We start from the raw sequence: 26,102 nt of genomic DNA, 5'->3' as shown, positions 1-26,102 counted from the left end.
TATATAAAAAAATGCCAGTCAACTCGCTGACTGGCATTTTAATTATGTTGCTACTGATTAGTTGAATACTTTAACAAGCGGGCACGAAACTATGCCAACCTATACCCATATCCACTACCAAATACGTACGCGTTGATCTTCAGGTAAATATAGCTTGTCGCCAGGTTTAACATCAAACGCTTTGTACCAAGCATCGTGGTTACGAGGCGCTAATGCACGGTAATGGCCCGGTGCATGGGTGCCAGCTTTCAGTTGGCTTAACATGCTTTGTTCGGTACGCTTTTCTTTCCACACTTGTGCCCATGCAAGGAAGAAACGTTGATCGCCCGTGACGCCATTAATAACCGGCGCCTCTTTACCATTTAAGCTTAACTGGTAAGCGTGGTAAGCCATTGCCAAGCCACCTACATCGCCAATGTTTTCACCTAGGCTATTGCGACCATTGACAAAATGACCCGTAATTGGCTCGTATAGACTGTATTGTGCGGCGAGTTGATCAGCTTTTGCTTCAAATGCAGCGCGATCAGAATCTGTCCACCAGTTACGTTGAATACCATTGGCATCTGATTTAGAGCCTTGGTCATCAAACCCGTGGCCCATCTCATGACCTATCACCGCACCAATACTGCCATAGTTAACTGCTGGGTCTGCATTAGGGTCAAAAAATGGCGGTTGTAAAATAGCGGCAGGGAACACAATTTCATTAAATGAACTGTTGTAGTAAGCATTAACATATTGCGGTGTCATACCCCAACGATTGCGGTCTGTTTTTTCAAGTTCGGTCGCTACGCTGTCAGCATGAAAATATTGACGTAGTTTATGGATATTACCTACTAAATCTTGGTTTGAAAGGGTTAAACCATCAAATGTTTGCCATACATCCGGATAGCCAATTTTAGGCTTAAATGCCGCCAGTTTAGCGTGGGCATTGACTTTTGTGTCGCCACTCATCCAATCTAAACCATCAATACGTTGCCCTAGCGCTGTACGAAGGTTTTCAACTAAATCGGCCATCTTTGCTTTTGATGATTCAGGGAAATACCGTTCAACATACACTTTACCAATAGCGAACCCCAGTGATTCAGTGGCTGACATTTCATCAACGGCACGTTTCCAGCGTGGACGAGGCTCTTCTTGGCCATCTAGCTCTTTGCCATAAAAAGCAAAGTTAGCGTTAAACACCTCTTCAGCTAGCAAACCTGCGTTATTGCTTAGGGTATGGTAGGTTAAATAATCCTGCCACACATTAATTGGCTGCTGATTGATTAATACAATCATAGCCTTAATGGGCTCTGGCTGAGCCACATTTAGTTGTGGAATACTGTAACCCGTCTGTTCAAAGAAAAGATCCCAATTAAAGTCTGGATACTCTTTTGCTAAATCAGCACGTTTGATTTGATTAAGTGTCAGATCACGATCGCGACGTTTTTCACGTGGCCACTGACCTTGTGCAATTTGGATTTCAAGCGCCAAAATAGCTTCAGCACGGGCCTGGCCATCTTTGATACCTGCAAATGCAAGCATTTCAGCAATATGACTCACATAAGCACTGCGAATGTGACTAAAGCGTTCAGTGTCTTCTAAATAATATGAGCGGTCGGGAAGTCCTAAACCGCTTGCGCCAATAGTGAATTCATATTGATCAGGGTCAAGTCTATTAAACCACATGCCGCCAGATATAGGTGAGTCAGCATCGCTAAGCCAAGCATTACCAAACACTTTTGTTAAATCATCAGTGTTTTTAATGGCATTAATTTGATCAAGCGTTGCCTGGATAGGTGATACGCCAAGTTTATTGATGGTGTCTGTATCCATGTAAGCATTGTAAAAATTGGCAATTAATTGCTCTTCAGGGGTTAAATTTTGTCGACTGGTAATGTCATCGATAATCGCTTTAACCTGATCTTCACTGCGTTCTGCCAATAGGCTGAATGCGCCATAGCGGGTTTTATCTGCAGGCATTTCGAAGTTGTCATACCAAGTGCCACTGGCATACATAAAAAAGTCATCGCCTGGCTTAATCGCTTCGTTACGGGCGGTTAAATCAATACCAAATTCACCTAACTCTGCCTTTGCTGCAGGTGTGGCTTTTACAATAGCGCTGTTAGTTTGCTTAGGGTCTGATGTGCCACATGCAGTTAAAAATGTACCTGCTAATGCGATGGCAATTAAGGATTTTCTCATTGTTATCGTCTTCCTTTCTGGGCTTTTTATCATAGAATTGTCGTTATAAATTCTGCTTGATTTTCTAAGACTGACCCAAAATGTCAACTTATCAATTGTTAGCAAAGTTTATAATGTAGACCTTGTCTATTAATTTGAGCTTAAGAATACTTGCAAGAGGGAAAATGAGGGGCACAAGGGTGGCAATATATTATTAACTTACCATTGATAAATTAATATTGAATATTAAAACGCGCAAAACGCGTCAGGGCACGGATCATCGGTGCTTTACTTCGCTGGTCAATAAAAAACTGTTTTTGAGTAGAAAACTTTTTGAAGTGGCGAATATCATCGACAATATGTACCGGACGGCATTCAAACTGACTTGATAGGTTAAGTAATGTTTCAGCATTAAAAGAGAATGACTGTAGCATTTTATTTGAAATATCGTTTTTTCTAGCAACGGTGAGCGCTGACCTGCGATTAATTTGACCATTAACTCTGTCTTTCAAACGTTTTTTATGTTTTTTCCAGATGTCTTTGTCAGTTAAAGAATGTATATCTTCAATAATTTGGTTGGGATCACAATCAAACTTCCTCGCAATATTTGCAATTATCTCCATAGAAGTAACATTGACTCCTTTAATAGTGAGATAAACAATATAGTCGCGGCGATCATTGGCTTTTTGAATTTCTTCATGGGTTGGGTTTAATGCGGCGTTGGCAAGGTTTTCAGTTTGTTCTACAGATGCAAGCAAGCTCTCGAGTGAAAGCGTTTCAGCTTCTACATCAGCTTGTGAATGTTGATATTCATTTTGTTTCTTCATCTTTAGTCGCTACTTTTGGTTACTCAGTTTGGGTATTTGCTTTGTTTGTTGCTAATGCTATTCAGTATGCAATCAAGTAACTTTGGCTATTAGGCAAATACTACGTGAAGTCCCTTGTTGTGGAAATATAAAATCGATAATAGTTTATGTTTTTCAATTTTGAATATTCAGTTACGTTATTTTTGCTATTTGCGTTATCGAGTTGGTTTTAGATTGTTTTGAGTCTTGTTGGTTTGTTATTGATAGTCGGTTGAGTCAATTATAGCGATATAACACTCTGTTACTTTTTAAATGACATAAATTGCATAAAATCCAGCAAGCTAACTTATTGCGTGTTAACTTACCGTTAACATTTGGTGCTCATCATAGTTGTGATGATAACCATAACAATATTTGTATGTGATATTTCAAAAGGCAGGGATATGATTAAAAAGTCATTAAAATGGATTGGTGTAGGGACTTTAGGTCTGGCGACATTGGGCGGAGGATTTGCTGCACATGAATGGTATGCAGAAAAACCGTTTTTGTTTAGAGCTTATTTAGACCGTGCAATGGTTAAAATGGCCTTTGAAAACCCTGAAACATTAACCTCCTTAGGCTTTCTCGAATCCGTTGGTATAACAGGTCATAACGCTCATTTAGATAATGTCGACCCTGCTAAAGATCAAGCCATGTTTGATGAGTTAGCCGAATTTCGTAAAGGATTGATGCGATACCAAGATGCTGATTTAGATGAGAATCAACAGATATCTAAACAAGTGGCTTTATATTTACTGGATATGTTGGATGAGTTTGAACAGTATCAATATCATAATTACCCAGCTAACCAGATGTTTGGTATTCAAAGTGGTTTCCCCAGTTTTATGGAGTCGACTCATCAAGTTAATACCCTAGAAGATGCGCAAAATTACTTATCGCGATTAGGCGAAGTTAATCGTAAATTTGGCCAGTATTTAATTGGCCTTAAAAAACGTGAACAAATGGGGATTATTCCACCCAGATTTGTGATTGACCGCGTGTTAGATGAGATGCGTGGTTTTGTTGCAACGCCTGCGACAGAGAATATTTTGTATACCTCATTACAAACTAAAATGGATAAAGCTGAGGCGTTTAGCGAACAAGACAAACAAACTATTCTAACGCAAACTGATGTTGCTATTCGTGATTCAGTTTACCCAGCCTATGGCTTGTTTATTGATTACTTTGATGACTTAAAAACTAAAGCGGGCACTGATGATGGTTACTGGCGCTTACCGGATGGAGATAAAGCCTATAATTTGGCATTGCGATTTTTTACCACAACAGACTACAGCGCTGACTATATCCATGACTTAGGTTTGTCTGAAGTGGCGCGCATTCATCTCGAAATGATGACTATTTTTGAAGGCGAAGGCGTTGATGTTTCCAATGGCTATTTGGCCGCAATGAATGAGTTTTCTGCCCGACCTGAGTTTTATTATGAAGACTCAGATGAAGGCCGTGCGCAAATTCTAAAAGACTATCAAACCATTTTAGATGAAATTGACCAGGGGCTAGGCGATACATTTAACATTCGTCCTAAAGCGGGTATGGAAGTAGTGCGTATTCCTGAATTTAAAGAGAAAACAGCACCAGGTGCGTATTATCAAGGTCCATCTTTAGATGGATCTCGCCCAGGACGCTTCTTCGCTAACTTGTATGATGTCAAAACGACACCTAAATACGGTATGAGAACTTTGGCTTACCATGAAGGTATCCCGGGGCATCATTTTCAAGTAGCGATAGCGATGGAACTAGAAGGTATGCCGCTTATTCGCCGCTTTGCTCCTTTTACCGCCTATATTGAAGGTTGGGCACTGTATGCTGAACGTTTAGCCTATGAGCAAGGTTTTCAAAAAACACCTGCGGATAATATTGGCCGTTTAACCGATGAGTTACTGCGAGCGGTAAGGCTAGTTGTCGATACCGGATTACACGCTAAAAAGTGGACCCGTGAGCAGGCTATTGAATATATGGCTAATAATACCGGCCGCGCCGAACGCGATGTGGTGTCTGAAATTGAGCGCTATATTGTCATGCCGGGGCAGGCGACGTCTTACAAAGTGGGTATGATGAAAATTCTCGAACTGCGTCAAAAGTCGAAAGACAGCTTAGGGGATAAATTTGACCTACGTGAGTTTCATGATGCAGTGTTAAAGAATGGCGCTATGCCACTGGATTTACTTGAGCGAGTCATTGACACTTATATTGCCGCCAAGCTAGCGGAAACTAAGTAGGTGAATTTAGCGATAGCTTAGCTAGAATAATCAATTAACGATAATTATCATAATAGTGACTTGATTAGCGTGTTAAAAACCAGTTGAATAACAACTGGTTTTTTTATGTTTTTATTTGCGTGATGGTAGATTTTTTCATCCCTTAATCTCACCCACTTATTATTGTAGGCGGTTAAATGGCTTCATTAACTAAAAGGCTTGGGTTATTTTTAGATGTAGTGCAGCAAGGCTCGTTTAGTAAGGCCGCATCCCTTCATGATATGGACAATTCGTTACTGTCTAAGCAAATCAAAAAGCTGGAAGCGGACTTAGGGGTACAGTTACTTAATCGCTCAACTCGGTCATTTTCATTAACATCGGCAGGGGAAGATATACTTGAACAAGCTCAGGTACTCATGGAGACATTAACTCAAATTCAAAATATTGCCGACTCCTATCAATCTGAACCTAGGGGCAATATTCGTATTACCTCGTCGATCAACTTTGGTCAGCAATATCTGCAACCGGTGATCAGTCAATTTATGAAGCAATATCCAAACGTAAAAGTGACTTTGTCCTTAGATGACAAACGAGCCGATATTATTTCTGAACACTTCGATGTGGCATTTCGGTTAGGTAAGTTAACCGATTCTAATCTGGTTGCTAAAAAAATCGCTAAAACGCACTTTGCCATTGTGGCCTCAGAAGCTTTTATTGCAGAGCACGGACAACCAGCAACACCAGAGGCTTTAATTCGCTTGCCTGCGGTTATTTATAACAATGGTAATGTGTGCTTGGATCAACTGTTACTTAGTACGCCGCCTGATAGTGATAGCTATAAGGTGTATACGATGCAAGGAAATTATCATGTCAGCGATGTACGTTCATTAATCAATGCCGTCACTGATGGATTAGGGTATGCGATGATTGATTTATTTAATTTAGATAAACCAATAATTGAATCTAAATTGGTGCCACTTCTTACAGAATATGGCTTATCTACAGTAGATACTGGCATTTATGCTATATATCCACATCGTAAACCGACTATGCTAATTAGTGAGTTTATTAAGGCCGTACAAGAGCATATAGGTACGCCGCCATTTTGGCTCGAATATATGCCTAATTATCAGAAAATGTATAAAGGCAATTGATAAAATCAGGGGGTTAGTGTGTATTTTGCATAGGGCATTTAGCATTGTGCATGGGTTAAATTTTACTTAACTTGAGTTGATTATAATCACTCACTTGGAAACAATATGTGGAACACGTTTCGTGCTTATCAATCTTCAATAATATTATTAACCGCTTTGATGATGGGTGGCGCACTAGGGTTATGGCTGCCTGATTTTGCACTGAAATTAAAACCTATTGGGCAAATTTTTCTTAATTTACTATTTATGATCATAGTGCCGCTGGTGGCGGTAAGTGTGATGTCTTCTATTGCGCGCATGACGGATTTAAAAAAGTTAGGCGCAATTCTGATTTCTATTATGGCTGTTTCCATTGTGATGGCGATGATCCCCGCAATCGGTATCATTCTACTTGCCTCTGCATTTGATCCCGCACAAGGGGTGACATTAGCATTAGCTGAAACAGTAGATAATACTGGCGGCAGTATGGACTTTGTCAGCCTATTAACAACCAATGACTTTGTTGGCTTGTTGTCTAAATCCAATATATTGGCGCTCATCATTATGTCGGTTATCAGTGGTATTGCCATAGGGCAGTCAGGCGAGGATGGCCGTAAAGTGGCTGACTTACTAGATAACCTTAATACGGTCATCATGAAGATTATTGCGATCATTATGTACGCCGCCCCGATAGGGTTAGGGGCGTACTTTGCGGCAACGATGGCAAGCCAAGATGCAGCATTAATGGGCACATTTGCACGTGCTGTTGGACTGTTTTTTATTGCGACAGCTTTCTATTTAACCGTGGGCTCTACGTTTTATGCATGGCTGGGTGGCGGTGTTGAAGGCATAAAGCGCTTTTGGCAGAACATGTTAGAACCCGCAGTCACTGCGTTAGGTACCAGTTCATCGTTAGCGACCTTGCCTGTGACAATTCGCAGTGCAAATAAGATGGGTTTGAATGAGCAGATAGCTGAAATTAGTTTGCCTTTATTAGTTAATTTAAATAAAGGCGGTGCAGCTATGATCACCGCATTAAAGATAGTGTTTATTTATTCATTGTTGGGCTTAGATTTCAGTGCCGATGTCTTTATGATTACCGTTTTGATTGCTGTTTTGTCGGCATTTATTATTGGTGGCGTACCTGGTGGAGCATTTTTAGGTGAAATTTTTATTGTGACTACTTTAGGTCTACCACTTGAAGTTATCCCTATTTTAGTGGTGCTTGGGGCGATTACCGATGCCGCGTCGACGGTGATTAATGTGGTACATGATTTAACGGCAACCCAAATTATTGAGCGACTTAACGGTAAGCATTACCAAACGAAAGCATAATAGGTTGCATGAGTATAAAATCTAATATTGCCGAACCTATCGCCACACATACACAGGCCAGTATTACACGGCTGAGTGCTGTATTGGCGGCGTTAAGGATATTGATGTGAAAAGCGCGGGATCTAGCAAGGTAAAGTCTGACAATCATTGGCCTGCCATTATTGTGGTTGTTATATTATTTATTGCAGCTTCAGTGGCTGTGGTGAGTATTAACCAAAGCCATCAGCAAACAAGCCCTGAAACTTGGACCGCTTTTATCTATAAAAATGGTTACCAATCTGCTAAATATCAAATGGAAGATGGCTTTGCTGATTATCAAATGTGTAAAGACTATGCTTTGCATCAATCGGAAAAATTTGACAATGCACCTTGGCAGTGTGGACTTCGTTGCCGTTTTGATTCTATGCGTCAAGGATATCAATGTGAAAATATGGAGAATCATTAGCAGGTTACTTGCCTTAGTGAGCAGCAATGTACCGAGAAGCGAGTGTTTTGGTCTTTTAAAATACCAATAATGCAGCCTAACGTTACCGCATAAACTAAAAAGCATAAGCGCGAGCTTATGCTTTTTATGTTTAAACATACTTGTCGTTTAAAGCTTGGTATTCGACGCGGGTGCAGCGGCACTTTTGGTTAAACTACAAGGTGATTCGCCAGGGCCAACAAGTAGTGATGGGTCTATATTGGCATTACACTTCCAGTTAATTAATCCACCATCATTAGTAATGCTTGGGGTAAAAATAAGCTGTGAATCTTCGCCATAATATTTCGCCAGTTTTACAACAACATCACTTTGCTCTGATAGATAAATATCCCTTATTAACGGATGTGCTTTAAGGTCATTAATAGGTAAGTCAATGTTATCTGATGGTTTTGGTAGTCTTGATTTGTAACTATAAAACTGTGATACCGACATTTTAGCCAGCTGGCTTAAATCAACAATAGAGTTTAACTGTAGCTTAAGATTGAGGCCATTATAGTTACTTTGTGCGTCCTGCTTAGTTGCCACAAACCTAGCATCTGTATTTATCTCAGGTGCTACTGTTATAGGTGCTTTAGTTATAGGTGCTTTAGTAGCAGTTGATACCGTCTGTACCGCTATCTCATCAGTTTTTGATGCGGCTTGCTCAGATACCACTGATTTAGATTGTGCCGTTAGGGCCGCCATTTCGGCGTTATTTGCCTTAGGTTGGGCTATCTGCGTAACTGCTTGCTGGGTTATCGCATTTATATTTGAAGGCGCTTGTTGAGCTGCAATTAATTTTTGTGTCACTTCTTCTATCGCTTCATCAGCACCTAATGTTACCCGTAACACTTTTGATGCCTTATTTGATGGTGTGTTTTGGGCTATTTCAGTTGTAGCATTGTCATCGACTGATTCTATATCTGCGTCTGCTAGGGCTAGTTGAGTAACCTCTGGCTCTGTCGATATAGGTTTTTCGTTCAAAGTTGATACCGCAGGGCTTGGATTAACGGATGTTAGAGCAAGGTTTGTTTGAGATTCTTCAACGAGCTGTTTTTTATCGGAAACAACGTTTGTTGGCTCAGGGGATTTTGCTTCTGCGACAAGCTCAACTGGCACCGCTGAGGTCACTTGTGAGTCATTCATTACTTGAGTATCTATTTCCTTAGAATCTAAAGCCTTAGAATCTATAGCCTTAGTATCTATTGCTTTTATGTCTTTAGGTTGCTCAATAAGCGCTAAAGTCTCTTGGGTGATTAATTGGGTCTCACTCGGTAATATACTATTAGCTACTTCTGACTGTGTTGTTGCTTTTTCAGGTTCGGTAGCTGTCTGCTCGTCAGCAACAGTTGTCTGCTCATCTATGGTAGAGATGTTAGCTGCTGCAATATTAACTTTGCCAGTGGCGACACTATTTGTATCGGCGATATCAAGACTTTCAGCATCAGCATCAGCAGCTTTAGAATCAGTAATCGCTTCAATGTTTGTTGCTTTGATGGCGAGTTCAGGCCGAGGTGGTGCCTTAATGTTGCTAAGTTGAGTAAAAGCCTGATCTAATGCTTTCATTAGCCTTGTGTCAGCCATTACGATAGGCATAGTTGCCATGGCTTCAGTTGCTAATGTCTCTATATCTTCAGCTTCGACATTTGTAGCATCAATACTGATGTCGTTCTGTGCTATTTCCGTTGCATCGGTCGCTTCTACAGTATTAGTCGCTACTTTCTGCTCTTTGCTTATAGTTTCTACTTTATCACCACTTTCAACTTTTGAGGCTAAAGCGAGTGCTTCATCTGCTTTGTCTGATGTGTCTGTAATATTAGCAATAACGTCAACTTCAGTGTTATTGCCGTTAGCGGTAATACTTTTGGCAACAGAATTATCTACAGGAGGCTTTTCTTCAATAGATTGTTCTATAATAGGCTGTTGTATCACTGGTTTTTCGGTTGCTATGACACTGGCTATTTCCGCAGTGAACGGCGCATTAGTAACGTCTTCTATGGCTGTTGTTATTTGTGTAACAGCGCCAGTATTAGTACTAGCATTGATGCTGTCGATATTCGATAAAGCCGCTTTTTCTAGCTCTTCTTCAACAGTTGTTCCCTTGGTCATAGCATTTTCAATGACTTTATTAGTCACTTTTAACGCCGCTAGCGCTACGTCCTGTTCCTTTTTAATAGCAGCTTCAGCTATAGCGGCTTGTGCTATAGCAAGAGTGGCTTTACTTGACGTTATAGATGTTGAATTTGAGTCTGATTTTGTATCAGATGCCGCATCAATACTATTGTTAGCGACAAGGTTTTCTGGTTTTTCTGATTCTTTTGTTTCTGAAGCTCTTGTTTCTGAAACAGGGGCCGCTTCATTAAGGTTTTGCTCTGCAATAATTATTTCATCTTCAGCTTGTACGACTTGATCGTTATTTGCTGTTTGAATATCTTCTTGGGGTAATAAATCCTTTGCTGATTGTAAAATAGAAGAAAATGTTTGTGATGCTGACTCTTCAATTGCAGCCAAGTCGATATCTTCAATACTGAAAGGGATATCAGGTAAGTCTTCTGCACTAGGGAGTAATGCTTGCGCGTAATCAATCATGCTACTAAAGGTGTTTGTCGCCTCTTGTTGTAAGGCACTAAAATCAGTAGAAGCTATTGTGGTGGCGAAGGTTTTTTCACTAGGATCTTTCGGGCTGCCATCATTTAAAAACACCACTTTCACTGTGACGCTGATGATGAGTAATAAAGAAATGTTAATTAACCATTGATTAAGATCACGCTGTTTATTTTTCTGTCTTTTTTGAGGCTGCACACGGGTGATATTTTTATGCTTAGCGATGACATCGCGAGCGATATCTTCAATTTCCTCACGATCGATTGAAGTTACTTCATCTAAGGCTTCAATATAATCGAGTGGTAATTCGATATTTTCAGGGTGTTGTGTCCCATGACGAAGTGCGTCTACTTCTAAAACGCGATTTTTAATTTCTTCGATCAGGGGGTTCTGTTGGCTAGGTTGACTAGCTTCGTTCATGGGTCTTCATCCTTGCAAATCTTCAATCGATAATGATAGTTTTTTTATTGTTATTATATTTATCGTTATATTCGTTAACATATGTTGCTATTTTATTTGTCGATAACAAAGATGCCAGCAATAGTGTTTTCAGAAGTGTGTTTTGCACATAAGGAAAAGAAAAATAAGTATAAATTATTTAATTACAATGAATTACTGTATTAATATATTCCGTGACATTTCTATGTAGACACTTTTTCCAAATGCTTGAGGCAAAATGAGCGCATACACACTTCTTTCGCAGCGCACAAGATAACCTAACTAGGCTCATTAATTCAAATTTTTTAACAAATTATTATCATTTGTTGCAGTGAAAGTGTCATAAAGACGTCTATAGTTATTTATGACCATTGAATTATCAATAAAGACAGTGGTTTAATTGCGAGCAGTTGAGCGTCATTATTTTGTTCGATTAAGTAAGCTCTGGTCAAATTATCACTCAATTGGTATCTGTAATAGGTTGATGTTGATTGAAGGCGTTTAACAATCCTCCCCATGGCAAGTATTTAGCTTGTCCTGTTGTTGCTTGTCTTTAGCCAGCACTTGACGTAAATCTTCGCTGCGTTGTTTAACTGCGACGCCATAACTGTGGTCATCACCCCATAAGTCAGCGAGTAGGGTTAATGATTCATTATCGTGTTTAGAAAATAACTGCCCAGCGCGTTCTGAATCAGCCTGGCTGTGACCTAGCAGTGTTAAAGCATCGACACCTAAATTTAATGCAGAGTCAAAGGTTTCCCGTTTAAAGTGGCTAACGCCGATGCGAATAAGTTCATAGGCGTGACGCCTATCTACTGCGCGGGCAACAATTTTTAAATGAGGATAATGTTTACGTGCAAGTGTGGCTATTTCAATAATTTTATCGGCATTATCCACCGCAATAACTAACATTCTGGCATTTTTTGCCCCAGAAGCTTCAAGCAAGTCCTGTCTTGCGGCATCACCATAAAATACCTTATTGCCAAATCGTCTTAATACTTCTATTTGGCTTGGGCTGTGGTCTAGTACTGAAATATGATAACCCTGTGCTGACAGTAAACGTCCGACAATTTGTCCAAAACGACCATAGCCTGCGATGATAACGTGTTGGGTTGCTTCTATATCGGTTGGTTTATCAAAATCAGCAAGTGCTGTTGTATCTTGTTTATTAAGGACTTTATCATAAAAAATCAATAATAAAGGGGCCATCAGCATAGAGATAGCAACGACTAAGGTGGTCATTTCGCCCTGCTCAGGAGATAGAATGTGCAGTGAGTTTGTCAGTGATAACAATACAAAGGCAAACTCGCCACCTTGAGCTAAGGCTAAGGCAAATAACCACTTTTGCTTGGTTTGCATCTTAAACAGTTTGGCTAACATAAATAGCACACTGGCTTTAATGGTTATCAAACCTATGACTAACATCAATACCAAAGCCAACTGTTCAAACAACAATGGGAAGTTTATTGATGCGCCCACCGTAATAAAAAACAACCCTAGCAATAAGCCTTTAAAGGGTTCTATATCCGCTTCTAATTCATGTCTAAACTCGCTTTCAGCTAATACCACTCCCGCCAAAAATGTACCCAGTGCAGGTGAAAGGCCAATACTTTGCATAATAAAGGCAATTGAGATAACCAGAAATAGTGCAAATACTGTGAATAACTCCCGTAATCGGGTGTCTGCAATGTATCTAAACAATGGCGCAGATATGTACTTACCCGCCAAAATAATCCCGATAATCACAGTAATGGATACCGCCACTTGCAGGTAAGCAGGCAAGCTGGCAGTGAGGTTATTATGTGCTGTTGTGGTGGGAAAGTCGGTAAATGCCAGTAAGGGTAATAGCGCAAGAATAGGGATAACCGCGATATCTTGAAACAGTAATACAGAGAAACTATTTTGGCCTGCTTCCTGCTGTATCCAGCCTTTTTCGGATAAGGTTTGTAACACTATCGCGGTCGAGGACAATGCCAGCATTAAGCCGATTGCCAATGCGCTTTGCCAGGGTAATTCAAAGACAAACAAGCAAACACTAAAAATAATCATAGTGGTGATGCTGACCTGTAAGCCCCCTAGACCCAATATTGAGTGTCTTAATTTCCAAAGTCTTGATGGCTGTAATTCTAAGCCGACTAAAAATAGCATCATCACTACACCAAACTCAGCAAAGTGCATAACGTCTGTTTGGTCACCGACTAAGCCGAGTAAATAAGGTCCGATAAGCATTCCAGCAATAAGGTAACCCAGCACAGAACCTAACCCGACCCGCTTAGCGATAGTGACTGAAAACAAAGCTGCAGCTAAATAAATTAAGGCAATCTCTAACATATGAATCTCCATATTACTCGACGTACTACTATAGACTTTATTTTATAGTAGTTGGCCAATTTCTCGTTAAGCGCAATAAATAGCAGATGATTGATTGCATTTAACGAGGCGAGTAACAGTTTCTTAATTAAATTGACGTACAATAGCACTCTATTTGTTGTTGGAGATGTGTGTGTTCATCAAAATCATTATTACGTTACTGATTATTATAGGAGCGTCTTTTTATCTGCGCCGCGGGAAATCATCTATCAGTAAAACCACCCAGGCAGTAACGGAGCATTCACCGCACCCTATATTTAATAAAATGGTTATGTACGGTTTGATCACGGTTTGTATGTTGTCGACTGCGGCATTCTGGGGCTGGGGTTGGTATGACGATAATCAAATTGTAACGGTACAAATATCTTCACCTATTGAGGCAATGTCCACCCAGTACCAAGTGCGCAAAAAAGACATTCATGCCCGTAAAATTACCACGATAGAAGGGATAGAGGTACGGTTGTCTAATCAAGAAAGAGTTACGATTTCAACATCAACATCAACATCAACATCAACATCAATATCTAAATCTACAGATAAATAATGAGTTGTGGCTAAACGGCAGATATAAAAATAGAGGCCAATAAGCCTCCATTTTCATATCGATTCTTTACTGATAGCTAATCAATGGCTCTTTAACTGCTCATCAAGTGCGTTAACTCAGTATCAATCTTTTGTTTGGAACTTAATCTTAGCATTAGCATAAGGATCAACTTTACTGGTTGATGCAGGGCTAGATTTAGGTTCGCTAGGCTTAGTTTGTCTAGGCTGCGATTGCGGCTTAGGTTGACTTGCTTTAGCTGTCGCTTTGCGCTCGCCTGAGTCATTGTCACTTGGTTTAGGTGTTTGTGCTCGGTTAGCAAATTTAGCCCCTAAATCAACTAATGGCTTTTGGCGTCTAGGCGGACGATTCTTTGCAGCTGCGCCGTTTGCAGAAGTACCATCAGAACTTTTCTTCTGCTCATTATTACCCTGACGTCTTTGGTGGATTTTTTTATCCTGTCCTGAACTCGAGGTTTTAGTACGACTCGCGCTAGATTTTTGCCCTGTTGAAGAACCCGTTAATTGGGTTTCAGGTAAGGTAAAATTCGCTTCAAAGCCGATTAGCACCTTACGGGGAAGTTGGCGTTGAATCAGTTTTTCGATATCACGTAATAATTTACCTTCTTCATCACTGACCAAAGACACAGCTTCGCCTGATGCACCAGCACGGCCAGTACGACCAATACGGTGAACATAGTCTTCAGGCACTTGCGGTAAGTCAAAATTCACTACAAAAGGCAGTTGGTCGATATCAATACCACGGGCAGCAATGTCAGTTGCAACCATAACTTGGGCAGCACCACGCTTAAAGTCCGCTAAGGCTTTAGTACGTGCGGTTTGGCTTTTATTACCGTGAATCGCCACAGCTGAAATATTCGCTGACTCTAAGCTTTTAGCTAAACGGTTCGCGCCGTGCTTAGTGCGAGAAAATACCAATACCTGATTCCAGTTATTGATTTTGATCAGTTCGATTAACGCTGCTGACTTACGCGTTTTATCGACAGTGTAAATGCTTTGCTCAACGCTATTTGCAGTACTGTTACGTGGGGTAACAGAAATTTCAACAGGGTTGTTTACTAAGCCTTTTGCTAGCTCGCGGATCTCGACAGAGAATGTCGCTGAAAACATTAAGTTTTGTCTTTTAGCTGGCAAGAATGACAAAATTTTACGAATGTCACGAATAAAGCCCATGTCTAACATGCGATCTGCTTCATCAAGGACTAAAATCTCAAGGTGATCAAAGTTGATCGCGCGTTGCTGATATAAGTCTAATAAACGCCCTGGTGTTGCTACTAGAATATCAACACCATTTTTAAGTGATGCCAGTTGTGGCTGAATAGACACGCCACCAAACACTACAGCCGATTTAAGCGGTAAGTGTTTACCATAAGTCGCGACACTGTCTTGAACCTGCGCAGCAAGTTCACGGGTAGGCGTTAATATTAAAGTACGCACATGACCGCGTTTAACTGGCGTTCCTTGGGATAATAATTCTAGAATAGGAAGAGTAAATCCCGCTGTTTTACCTGTACCTGTTTGCGCTGCAGCCATAACATCTAGACCGTTTAATACTGCAGGAATGGCTTGGGCTTGAATAGGGGATGGGGTGTCATAACCTTGTTTGGCAACCGCTTTTAAAATAGCAGCACTTAGTCCTAGGTTTTCAAAACTCATAGATTACATCTCAGTTAACAGCCAAGGCGGTTAAATATATTAAGGTAGCCAATATCGGCGGGCGTGCATCTTACCTGAAAAGCCATATGAGTGCTATCTAAACACGTCTAGCAGAATCGTGAAAAAGTCTTAATCTTCAGTGCCAAATAAAGAAATATTGCATACAATGAATTGCTTGGTGCATTGTATAACGGTTATTAGCTATATCACTATCACCCTTGATTTAGCTTTTATGCTAATTTGTCGTTAGTTTATACCTACTTTTCGTCTTCATTTTTGTCTTATAAGGCAGTTCATGACCCCAAAACAGGCCGCATTATCACACATTGACAAGATTGCCTTAGTGTTACGCGATCCCGCCCATGCGTTGATCAAAAATGTACTGTTGATGTCAAATATCTCTATGGTTTCACTGCAACTTGCAATGCGAAAACTAAATCAGCATGGCCGAGTTGCGTTGCATTTTCACCCTGATAGAGTCGATAGCCGTGGCTTAAGAGTGGTTGAAGGCCTGATAAAAGACGGTGTTTATAAAAGCCAGTTTGAAACCCATATCTCTAATGGTCAATTATCGCCAGAGTTAGGTGGGCCACGTGACTATTGGGAAAACCAGTTATTTGGTCAATGTTATTCCGGCATCAAACATCGGCCTAAGTATGGCGCACTAGACTTAGGGTTGTGCTCATTGGGGCCTGCACCACGCTTTGGTAGTTGCTACTTTCTGACCACCCCACAAGTGTTAACACGCAGTACATTTAGCTATATGGACTCTTATCGATTGCCAAAAGAGAAGGGCACCATAAACTGTTTTGATGGCGTGTTAGCGGCATTATTAAGTGAAAGTTTTGAGCGCCATTACGCGTTAGGTATTCAAGGGCTTAAGCCCGCTAAATTGATTGACTATTTAACCACAGATTTAGCTCATGCCATCCAAGGGCGATTTACACGCACGCCAAGTTGTAATCTTGATCATTACATTGAGGCACAAATCCACGGTGACGTATCTCTAGATAATGATATCGAGATTTTAGTCGCCGACCCCAGCTTTAAAGATTCACACGTGGGTGATTTGCTACAAACCTTATGTGATGGGCATGATATTCAACTGTTATGGCATGGCGGATATCAGTTATCGGTAGAAGAGGTACCCAGTGACTTTCGCGGCGTGAATATGCCTATGTTGGCGCAAAATATTGCCCAAGATAATATGATTGATGCCGCTATTTTGGGACAAGCCGCCTATACATTATGCAAGCAACCTACAAGTTGGAGTGAACGTTCAAGCCATGCTAAAAAAGTGCAAGAATTGAAACTGCTTTGGCATGTGTTGGTCAGGTATGGCGCCATTAATCCTCAATATTGACGCCATTTACCTAGCCTGATCCCGCTCATCAATCACTAAACTGTGCGGCAGTTAACATTATCAGCCGGTTCATTGTATTAGGTAGATGACAGCTGCGATACTGCACTTTAAAACCATTATCTATTTTTATTATTCTATGTTCTTAATGTTGTGCCTTTTATCTTGCTTATAGGGCATCAAGAATTGTTGTTGGAGTGTCATGGATAAGTCGTTAGAAAAGTCATTGGCCAAATGGCTTAAAAGTCAGCAATCTGCCTGCGGTATTTACCTTAAGTTAGCGACCTTACTCGGACTATTAAATGGCGTAGCCATAATAGGCCAAGCTTATTGTATTGCTAAAATTTTACATGGGGTGATTATGACTGAGTTAGCTGTCAGTCAATTACGGCCATTTTTTATCGGTTTAGCCATATTATTACTCACCCGCGCCGCTTTAGTTTACTGGCGCGAACGATTCAGCTTTGAGGCAGGAAGATTACTCCGCCAAGATATCAGGCAAGCAGTATTGAACAAACTGGTTGCCCTAGGGCCGGCATTTATTAAAGGTAAGCCAGCCGGTGCATGGGCAAGTATTGTGCTTGAGCAAGTGGAAGATTTACATGATTTTTATAGTAAATATGTGCCACAAATGCTGTTGGCAGGGTTTATTCCTGTGTTTATTTTAGTGCTGGTATTTCCCTTAAACTGGGCTGCAGGTGTGGTGCTTTTGACCACAGCGCCACTTATTCCAATGTTTATGATTTTAGTGGGCATGGGGGCTGCGGATGCCAATCGCAAAAACTTCAGCGCCTTAAGTCGATTAAGTGGTCATTTTATGGATCGCTTACAAGGTTTGAGTACCTTGAAATTGTTTCACCGCGGTGAAGCCGAAATTAAGCAAATCCATCAAGCATCAGAAGACTTTAGAAGTCGAACCATGTCGGTGTTGCGACTGGCATTTTTAAGCTCGGCGGTGTTAGAGTTTTTTGCAGCATTATCTATCGCAGTATTGGCGGTGTATTTTGGTTTTAGTTATTTAGGCCATTTAAATTTTGGTCATTATGGCTTAGGGATCAGCTTATTCACCGGCATGTTTGTGCTTATGTTAGCACCTGAATTTTTTCAACCACTGCGCGATTTAGGCACTCATTATCACGCTAAAGCGCAAGCTATTGGCGCAGCAGAATCCTTAGTTGAGTTATTAGATTATCCCCTTTCTCATGTTCACACTGATGGCAATCAAACGCCTGATCTTAATCAGGTTAGCATCAGGGCGACAGATCTAAGAGTGATGAGCATGGATGGTCAATGTTTACTTGGGCCTGTTTCATTCAATATTATCGCAGGGCAACACGTGGCTATTGTGGGTGCTAGCGGCGCGGGTAAAACCAGTTTGCTGCAAGCCTTGTTAGGCTTTCTACCCTATGAAGGCGAGTTACTGATTAATGACCAAGCCTTTGACTCAATCAGCCTTGCCCATTGGCGAAAACACCTTGCCTGGTTAGGGCAAGACCCGCTGTTATTTCACGGCACAATTGCTGAAAACGTCGCATTAGGCAGTCCCGAGCTAAGTGAACAAGACATTATGTTATTACTTGAACAAGCTCAAATTGCTGATTTTGTCACTCAGCATCCCCAAGGTCTGCATACGGTAATAAGCGATCAATCATCTGGCGTATCAGTAGGGCAAGCCCAGCGAATCGCCTTGGCCAGAGCGCTCAGCCAACAAGCCAGTGTGTTTATACTTGATGAGCCGACAGCCAGTTTAGATGAACAAAGTGCTGAAGCGGTAATGGCTGCTTTATCTCAAGCGACAAAGGCAAAAACCACCTTAATGGTGACGCATAAGTTAAATGACTTAACCCAAGTCGATAACATTATCGTCATCGATAAAGGCCAGCTGGTGGAACAGGGGGACTATCAAACATTAATGGCAGCCCAAGGTAGCTTTTATCAATTACTGCAACAGGAGGTCAGTTAATGAAAGTGCTACTGCCTTTTGTACACTTATTTAAGCGCCAATGGTTAATGATGCTAGTGGGCTTATTACTCAGTTTTATTACCTTGTTAGCGGGTGTCGGTTTATTGTCATTGTCGGGGTGGTTTTTATCCGCCACCGCAGTTGCAGGACTCACCGTTGCCACGGCGCAGGTTTTTAACTTTTTCACCCCAGCAGGCGGCGTGCGATTTTTCTCTATCGCCCGCACCGCAAGCCGATATGGTGAGCGCTTAGCCACCCATGAAGCCACCTTTAAGTTACTAACTGAACTGAGAGTGTGGGCGTGGCAAAAGCTATTACCTCTTAGCGCCGCTAATTTAACAGGTCTGCGCCGAGGTGATTTATTAAATCGTTTAGTGGCCGATATCGACACTCTAGATCATCTTTATTTGCGCCTTATTACACCGATTAGCGCATCATTATTGATGATAGCTGCCCTGTATGCTTTTATTGCTTGGTTTGACGCTAGCTTAGCGTTAGCGCTGTGCGGCTTTTTGCTTTTAGTATTATTGATATTGCCGAGTATTTTTTATCAATTAGGTAAAGCCCCTGGTCAGCAGTTAATCGAAACTAAACAAAGCTTTAGAGTACAGCTACTGGATGTTATTCAAGGTCAGGCTGAATTAAGCTTATTTGCTGCTAATTCACGTTATTTAACCAAAGTGTATCAACAGCAACAGATCTTTTTTAACAGCCAAATTGCGATGGCAAAAATCACTGGGTTAAGTCAGGCGATATTAATTTTAACCAACGGTTTCGCGGTATTGTTGATGCTGTATTTAGCCGCGAATGGCGTGGGCGATGCCGTGCCACCAGGGCCATTATTTGCCTTGATCATATTTGCCACCATGGCCTGTTTAGAAATGATGATGCCAATAGCAGGCGCGTTTCAGCATTTATCTAGCACAGTGTTAGCGGCCACGCGGGTCACGGCGATAACAGAGCAAGTTCCAGCTATTCAATTTGGCAGCAATGATGCTATTAATGAAGCAATTACGGTTAAAACAGGCGCATTGGTTATCAGCAACTTACATTTTGCTTATCACGCTAATCAAGCGGTTTTAAAAGGGCTGAATATACATATTCCAGCTGGACACAAAGTGGCTATTATCGGTAAAACCGGCTGCGGTAAATCCAGTTTATTACATATGATCACCCGCGAATGGCAAGCCGACTCGGGCAGTATTACTTTAGATGGTCTGCCGCTTGAAAATTACAGCGAAGCTAATTTACGCGCATCAATGTCGGTCGTCAGTCAGCGGGTGCATTTGTTTAGCGGTACATTGCGCGACAACTTAGTGTTGGCATTACCTTATGTTGCTGGTGAAAAACGTAAAGCCCACGATGACAAGTTAACTCATGTGCTGTCACAAGTGGGTTTAAGTCATTTATTACAGGGTGATAACCCGTTAGACATTTGGACGGGCGAAGGCGGCAGGCAATTATCTGGCGGCGAGCAACGCCGAATCGGTGTCGCCCGCGCGTTACTGCGTGATGCACCACTATTGCTGTTAGATGAGCCCACAGAAGGATTAGATAAGCGCACCGAACGGGAAATACTCGCAGCTTTATTTGCCTTTGCTGAGCATAAAACCGTGTTGATGATAAGCCACAGAACCACGGCATTAACTCAAATGAATGCCTGTTATCAGCTTATAGATGGGCAATTGTCGAGCCTGACGGGTGTTGATGTTAACGGCTGAACATTGCTAAAGAGGGCTGAAGCCTTAACAGCTTTGTGAGTTAAAGTGAGATTATGCATATGGTCTTTGGTTTCTATGACCATGGAGCTATACCATAGTAAAGAATGCATCGTGAAGTTTATCTATGTAGGTTCAGCATGGCATTCACTCAGCGACACGCAGCATTCTTTTGAAATAAAAAGTTCTGTAGCTCAACCGACCCATCCCTGGGTCGGATGGTCGGCTCGCAAACTACCATAATGAACCTTTCAAGCATTTACCTAATTAACAAGTTTTAAAGAGTGAGTGACATAAGGTTATTTTAAAACACTGACTTGATTTACCCCCATGTCAGCTTATGTGTATGACCAGCAGCCACTATGAACATGGCGCTTTGGTTATAGCAAAGCATGTATCGTGAAGTTTATCTTTATAGGTTCAGCATGGTATTCACTCACCGACACGCAGCATTCTTTCGAAATAAAAAAGTCCTTGTCGCTCAACCGACCCATCCCTGGGTCGGATGGTCGGCTCGCAAACTACCATAATGAACCTTTCAAGCATTTACCTAATTAACAAGTTTTAAAGAGTGAGTGACATAAGGTTATTTTAAAACACTGACTTGGTTTTGCCCCATGTCAGCTTATGTGTATGGCCAGCAGCCACTATGAACATGGCGCTTTGGTTATAGCAAAGCATGTATCGTGAAGTTTATCTATGTAGGTTCAGCATGATATTAACTCACCGACACGCGCAAGTACGTCCTTGTAGCTCAACCGACCCATCCCTGGGTCGGATGGTCGGCTCGCAAACCACCATGATGAACCTTTCGAGTATTGACTTAATCGGCAAGTTTTAAAGAGTGAGTGACATAAGATTATTTTAAAATACTGACTTGGTTTTGCCCCAAGGTTTGTTTGGAATATGGCCTACTGCCACTATGAACATGAAGCTTCGCTCATAGTAAAGAATGTATCGTGAAGTTTATCTATGTAGGTTCAGCATGATATTAACTCACCGACACGCGCAAGTACGTCCTTGTAGCTCAACCGACCCATCCCTGGGTCGGATGGTCGGCTCGCAAACCACCATGATGAACCTTTCGAGCATTTACTTAATTGGCAAGTTTTAAAGAGTGAGTGACATAAGATTATTTTAAAATACTGACTTGGTTTTGCCCCAAAGTTGGTTAGGATCAAAGCTCTATTTAATAATGCTTGCCTTCGTTTTCCATACAAAAGCTAATCGATATTGCTCTTCTAAAGAGACCATTTTTTACTGCCTAGATTGCTTAATCTATTGAGCTGGTTTTATATACAGTTATAATGAGTCTTGGCTTAATTTAAATCAAACAACCTAATAAGTAAGTCTAAGGTAGTAAGTAATAATTATGCGATTAAGCTTAACAAATTGATATTGTCGCAAATAAATTTTATTGGTAATTTTATGAACACTTTATTTTGGCTATCTCGGTTTGTTTTTGGTTTTTGCGAGTAATTTATCGCTTTACATCAACGATATAGCAAATGTCGGATGATATTAATCAATAACTTAAGCGGCCGACTTTATTTGGCGATCTGTTCAATAAGCTGTTAGGTGACTACTCCAAATTCTTTGAAAATTTCGAAAAAATCAGGAATATATTAAACAACAAGGAATAAAAATTTCAAATGAAAACTCAAAAAATCACGCTAACTACCATGTTTTCGTTATTAATTGCATGTAGCACTCAGGTGCATGCTGTTGACACAGATTCTCCAGCACAAAAATCACCTACATCCGTTGTTTCTGAGACATCAATGGCGTTGAATGATAAAATTAAGCGAGTAGAAAGCGGGCTTAGCACTTTAGTGGTGATAAAGGGCATGTCGGATCGAAAGATGACGCTTGCGAATCGCATGAAGTATTACCAAGTGCCTGCTGTCAGCATCGCCTTGGTGAATAATGGTCAAATAGAATGGGCGCGCGCTTATGGTGTTAATACCGCAGGTAGCAAACAGATCACTACGCCAACAACTTTGTTTGAAGCAGCCTCGATTAGTAAGGCTGTTAGTGCGATGGCAGCTTTACATATGGTGGAACAGGGTAAGCTCAAATTAGATGGCGATGTGAATCAACAATTAGTGACTTGGCAAGTCCCAGAAAATGAATTCACCAAAGACAAAAAAGTGAGCTTGCGTCATTTGCTTAATCACAGTGCTGGCATCAACGTTCACGGCTTTATAGGCTATGACTCCACTAAAAAAATTCCGAACTTATTGGCAATATTGGATGGCAAAGCACCAGCGAATTCTGAGCCCATTCGAGTAGTAAACGTTCCAGGTACTGAATGGCATTACTCTGGTGGCGGCTACAGTATTATCCAATTATTGATGACAGAAGCGAGCCACCAAAGCTTTCCTCAATTGATGCAAGAAACGATCTTTACACCTTTAAAAATGACACATAGCCTTTTTACCGATACGCTATCTCCGGCCATGAGTAACCATGCCGTTAGTGCGCACCGAGGTAACGGTAAGGAAATTCAAGGTCGTTGGCATCATTATCCTGAATTGGCCGCCGCTGGTTTGTGGACTACGCCATCCGATTTGGCAAAAATCATTATTGAAGTACAGCAGGCAGAGGCTGGAAAATCAAACAAAATACTGTCGAGACAAATAACCAACAACATGTTGACACGTGTTTTGGGGGAAACTGGCCTTGGCTTTTATGTAGAGCAATTCGCAGATAGAACCAGCTTCAGCCACAGTGGTGGTAGTGAAGGGTTTCGCGTGCATTTATATGGATATACAAAGACCGGGCAAGGTGCGGTCATCATGACCAATAGCGATAACGGTGCCGCGCTGATCGAAGAAATTTTTGCTAGCATAGCTGCCGAATACGACTGGCCAGATTTTAAGGTCACGCAAAAAACGATGATTGCAGCCGACCCAGTGCTGAACCAGAAATTTGCAGGAAAATATGAATTACTCGAACAACCTGCCCATATAATCGCTGGAGGTGAGCACCTGTATTTTCAAAGTAATTTGATTAGCGCGAAACGTGTAGAGCTCTATCGCGAATCTGGTTCACGTTTCTTTATCACTGCACCCGATATGACGATTAACTTTGAGCTTGATACACAAGCAAATGTGACAGGGTTTGACTTAATAAAGGGAAGTAATACTTACCCAGCTACGAAAATGCGGTAGAGTGCAATCAATGGTGCCGTATATAGGGTTTATCCGTCACCTAATCGGGTAGCCGGAGGTATCTAACCTCCAGCCCCCACACCACCCTGCATGCGGCTCTGTACAGGGCGGTTCATTTAGAACGCCTAACTAAACTTTCTGATTAGGATATTGAACTGCGACCCATCCATCTCTCAGTGAATATAATCCTGCTTTCTTCAGATATTCATTACTAATGGTAATGCGAAACGGAGGCAGTAGAGTTTCAATTCTAAATGGTTTATGTCCAAAAACGAGTTAACTCTTGTTCTGATTTAGCTTTTACTACAATCACAAATGAAGCTAAATCGAAGAGATAAAAATGCGGGTGCAGATGAGCCAGCGAGTATCCAAAACAAGGATGTTTTGGTTAAGCCCACATGGATGTGCTTGCGGCGTCTCGCTGGATCATCTGCACTTGTAGTCAACTTTTGACGCCAATGAAAATTTAACTGAGTTTTAAAATTTAGTTTGGTCAGAGTTAAATTTTGTAAAAATAAGCTCTAACTCGCTTCAGTTCGGAAACAAGTTAACTCTTGTTCTGATTTAGCTTTTGCTACAGCCATCAATGAAGCTAAATCGAAGAAACAAAAATTCGGGTGCAGATGAGCCAGCGAGTATCCAAAACATGGATGTTTTGGTTAAGCCCACATGGATGCTGATTTTAAAATCAAGAGCTGGCGTCTCGCTGGATTATCTGCACATAAGGTCGTTCTTTCACATCCATGTGATCACGACATTCCTTTCATCCTGAACATTCCTGCGGCAGGCAATAAGTCCCCATGAAGTATTGGTCTAGCTACACTCACCAGAGTGATAGCAGCTTAGAAATTTAGTGGGGCTAGATTATCTGCAATGATTACAATCCCGTAATCTTGGTACATGTATCAACGTTCTCTGGTGTGCAAACAGTGATAGGTGTGTAAATGGTTTTCTGATATTTTTGTTCTGTTACAATCTTATAGAGTGTCAAAATGGCTTGTCTTCCCATTTCATAGGGTTTTTGACCAATATTGATATGAACAAGATGATCTTCCAACATAGTTAATTGTTCAGAGGATGTATCAGTAATAACAATGATGACCTTGTTGTTATTAATTTTTTCCTGGTACGGGGCAATCATTTTACGATAAAGTGCTTGGTCATTTTGCGGCCAACCACCAACAGCAATAAAAGAGTCTGCTTTTACAGGCTTACCTTTCATTACAGACTCCATTTGATTAACAGATTGATCCAATTGATCAAAATTAAAGAAAGGCTCTCTAACTTCTGTCCATCCCGAATCGTTATTAAGCAATTCTCCAGGAGGTGCGTCGTATTTTTTTCCCGATAATGCGGAACGGACACCCATCAGTCTTAAATTCAGATTGGGAGAATCGGGTCGCCCAGATTGCATTATTAGCGTTCCCCCATTGGGGCGAAGTTTTTTTAACTCTTCACCTAATGACTTACCCAATTCAAAATTGTCAGTGCCTATATACGCTAGGCGTAAACTATTAGTGTCCTCGTTGACTGAAACATCAATATCAGAGTCATAGGTAATAACCGGAATACCTGCTTCTTTAGCTCTCTTAAGGCTATTTTTAACGAGATATTTAGATTGTGTAACGGCGACAGCAATACCGTCTATACCTTCATCAATCAGTTGATTTATTACCTGATCTTGCATCCTAACATTACTTATATCTGGTCCCCGATATATACATTTCACACCTTTTATTTGAGCCGCAGCATCTATACAGCCAGCTTTGCTTTGATCAAAAAAAACACTATGAAATTTAGGCACCACGGCAAGTTTCAATTCTTTTCCATAGACAGAAAATATGGGTATTAGACTAAAGGCAACAAATAATACAAATGATCTCCCCACACTCCCTCCTGAAATAAATTATAGTGCCACTCTGCTTACACCAATATATATCAAATAAATTCATTTAAAGATACGAGCTGAAACGGTATTACTGAACCTATCCGTGTGGGCTAATCGATATTGTTGTCGATATTGTTGTGTTTTGAACTCTATGCGTCAGTATGGCAATAGCTGCATTAGACGTTTATTAAGGTTAGATGAAATAACGCATTATCT

At 41.1% G+C, this 26,102-nt stretch carries 15 protein-coding genes; 9 read left to right on the top strand and 6 right to left on the bottom strand.

Going from position 1 to position 26,102, the window contains the following annotated elements; genetic code table 11:
* Nucleotides 1–114 precede the first annotated feature (114 nt).
* The gene (locus tag FJ709_RS15965) at nucleotides 115–2,184 is read right to left on the bottom strand and encodes a M13 family metallopeptidase (protein ID WP_226411010.1); all 2,070 of its coding nucleotides are present in this window, start codon (nucleotides 2,182–2,184) and stop codon (nucleotides 115–117) included.
* 212 nt (nucleotides 2,185–2,396) lie between these two features.
* On the bottom strand, nucleotides 2,397–2,990 hold the full coding sequence (locus FJ709_RS15960) for a hypothetical protein (protein WP_226411008.1): 594 nt from the start codon (nucleotides 2,988–2,990) through the stop codon (nucleotides 2,397–2,399).
* A gap of 422 nt (nucleotides 2,991–3,412) precedes the next feature.
* On the opposite strand from FJ709_RS15960, the gene FJ709_RS15955 reads away from it, so the two are divergent.
* From FJ709_RS15955 to FJ709_RS15940, 4 genes are all read left to right on the top strand, one after another.
* Nucleotides 3,413–5,245, top strand: coding sequence for a DUF885 domain-containing protein (locus FJ709_RS15955; RefSeq protein WP_226411006.1), 1,833 nt, complete (start codon nucleotides 3,413–3,415; stop codon nucleotides 5,243–5,245).
* Nucleotides 5,246–5,421: 176 nt separating this feature from the next.
* Nucleotides 5,422–6,378 (top strand): LysR family transcriptional regulator, encoded by a 957-nt coding sequence (locus FJ709_RS15950; RefSeq protein WP_226411004.1) that lies wholly within the window; start codon nucleotides 5,422–5,424, stop codon nucleotides 6,376–6,378.
* Nucleotides 6,379–6,483: 105 nt separating this feature from the next.
* Nucleotides 6,484–7,692 (top strand): dicarboxylate/amino acid:cation symporter, encoded by a 1,209-nt coding sequence (locus tag FJ709_RS15945; RefSeq protein ID WP_226411003.1) that lies wholly within the window; start codon nucleotides 6,484–6,486, stop codon nucleotides 7,690–7,692.
* Nucleotides 7,693–7,798: 106 nt separating this feature from the next.
* Nucleotides 7,799–8,137, top strand: coding sequence for a hypothetical protein (locus FJ709_RS15940; protein ID WP_226411001.1), 339 nt, complete (start codon nucleotides 7,799–7,801; stop codon nucleotides 8,135–8,137).
* Between the two features lie 147 nt (nucleotides 8,138–8,284).
* Here FJ709_RS15940 and FJ709_RS15935 read toward each other — a convergent pair whose 3' ends face one another.
* Nucleotides 8,285–11,179: a hypothetical protein gene (locus FJ709_RS15935; RefSeq protein ID WP_226410999.1), complete on the bottom strand. Its 2,895-nt coding sequence runs from the start codon at nucleotides 11,177–11,179 to the stop codon at nucleotides 8,285–8,287.
* A gap of 519 nt (nucleotides 11,180–11,698) precedes the next feature.
* Entirely contained in the window at nucleotides 11,699–13,528 is a 1,830-nt protein-coding gene (locus tag FJ709_RS15930) for a monovalent cation:proton antiporter-2 (CPA2) family protein (RefSeq protein ID WP_226410997.1), read from the bottom strand.
* Nucleotides 13,529–13,694: 166 nt separating this feature from the next.
* Between FJ709_RS15930 and FJ709_RS15925 the strand changes: the two genes are divergently transcribed.
* Nucleotides 13,695–14,111, top strand: a complete 417-nt coding sequence (locus tag FJ709_RS15925) for a hypothetical protein (RefSeq protein WP_226410995.1) — start codon at nucleotides 13,695–13,697, stop codon at nucleotides 14,109–14,111.
* A gap of 122 nt (nucleotides 14,112–14,233) precedes the next feature.
* Here FJ709_RS15925 and FJ709_RS15920 read toward each other — a convergent pair whose 3' ends face one another.
* Nucleotides 14,234–15,784, bottom strand: coding sequence for a DEAD/DEAH box helicase (locus tag FJ709_RS15920; protein ID WP_226410993.1), 1,551 nt, complete (start codon nucleotides 15,782–15,784; stop codon nucleotides 14,234–14,236).
* A gap of 295 nt (nucleotides 15,785–16,079) precedes the next feature.
* Between FJ709_RS15920 and FJ709_RS15915 the strand changes: the two genes are divergently transcribed.
* From FJ709_RS15915 to FJ709_RS15900, 4 genes are all read left to right on the top strand, one after another.
* On the top strand, nucleotides 16,080–17,147 hold the full coding sequence (locus FJ709_RS15915) for a DUF3626 domain-containing protein (RefSeq protein ID WP_226410991.1): 1,068 nt from the start codon (nucleotides 16,080–16,082) through the stop codon (nucleotides 17,145–17,147).
* Nucleotides 17,148–17,346: 199 nt separating this feature from the next.
* On the top strand, nucleotides 17,347–19,107 hold the full coding sequence (gene cydD / locus FJ709_RS15910; RefSeq protein WP_226410990.1) for a heme ABC transporter permease/ATP-binding protein CydD: 1,761 nt from the start codon (nucleotides 17,347–17,349) through the stop codon (nucleotides 19,105–19,107).
* Entirely contained in the window at nucleotides 19,107–20,828 is a 1,722-nt protein-coding gene (gene cydC / locus FJ709_RS15905; protein WP_226410989.1) for a heme ABC transporter ATP-binding protein/permease CydC, read from the top strand. Before cydD ends, cydC begins: the two co-directional genes overlap by 1 nt.
* Nucleotides 20,829–22,477: 1,649 nt before the next feature.
* Entirely contained in the window at nucleotides 22,478–23,998 is a 1,521-nt protein-coding gene (locus FJ709_RS15900) for a serine hydrolase domain-containing protein (RefSeq protein WP_226410988.1), read from the top strand.
* An 877-nt stretch (nucleotides 23,999–24,875) separates the two neighbouring features.
* On the opposite strand, the gene FJ709_RS15895 is transcribed toward FJ709_RS15900, so the two are convergent.
* Entirely contained in the window at nucleotides 24,876–25,886 is a 1,011-nt protein-coding gene (locus FJ709_RS15895) for a substrate-binding domain-containing protein (protein ID WP_226410987.1), read from the bottom strand.
* Nucleotides 25,887–26,102 lie beyond the last annotated feature (216 nt).

Source organism: Shewanella glacialimarina (assembly GCF_020511155.1).
Lineage (GTDB): Bacteria > Pseudomonadota > Gammaproteobacteria > Enterobacterales > Shewanellaceae > Shewanella > Shewanella glacialimarina.
This window is presented reverse-complemented; position numbering and strand designations above follow the sequence as displayed.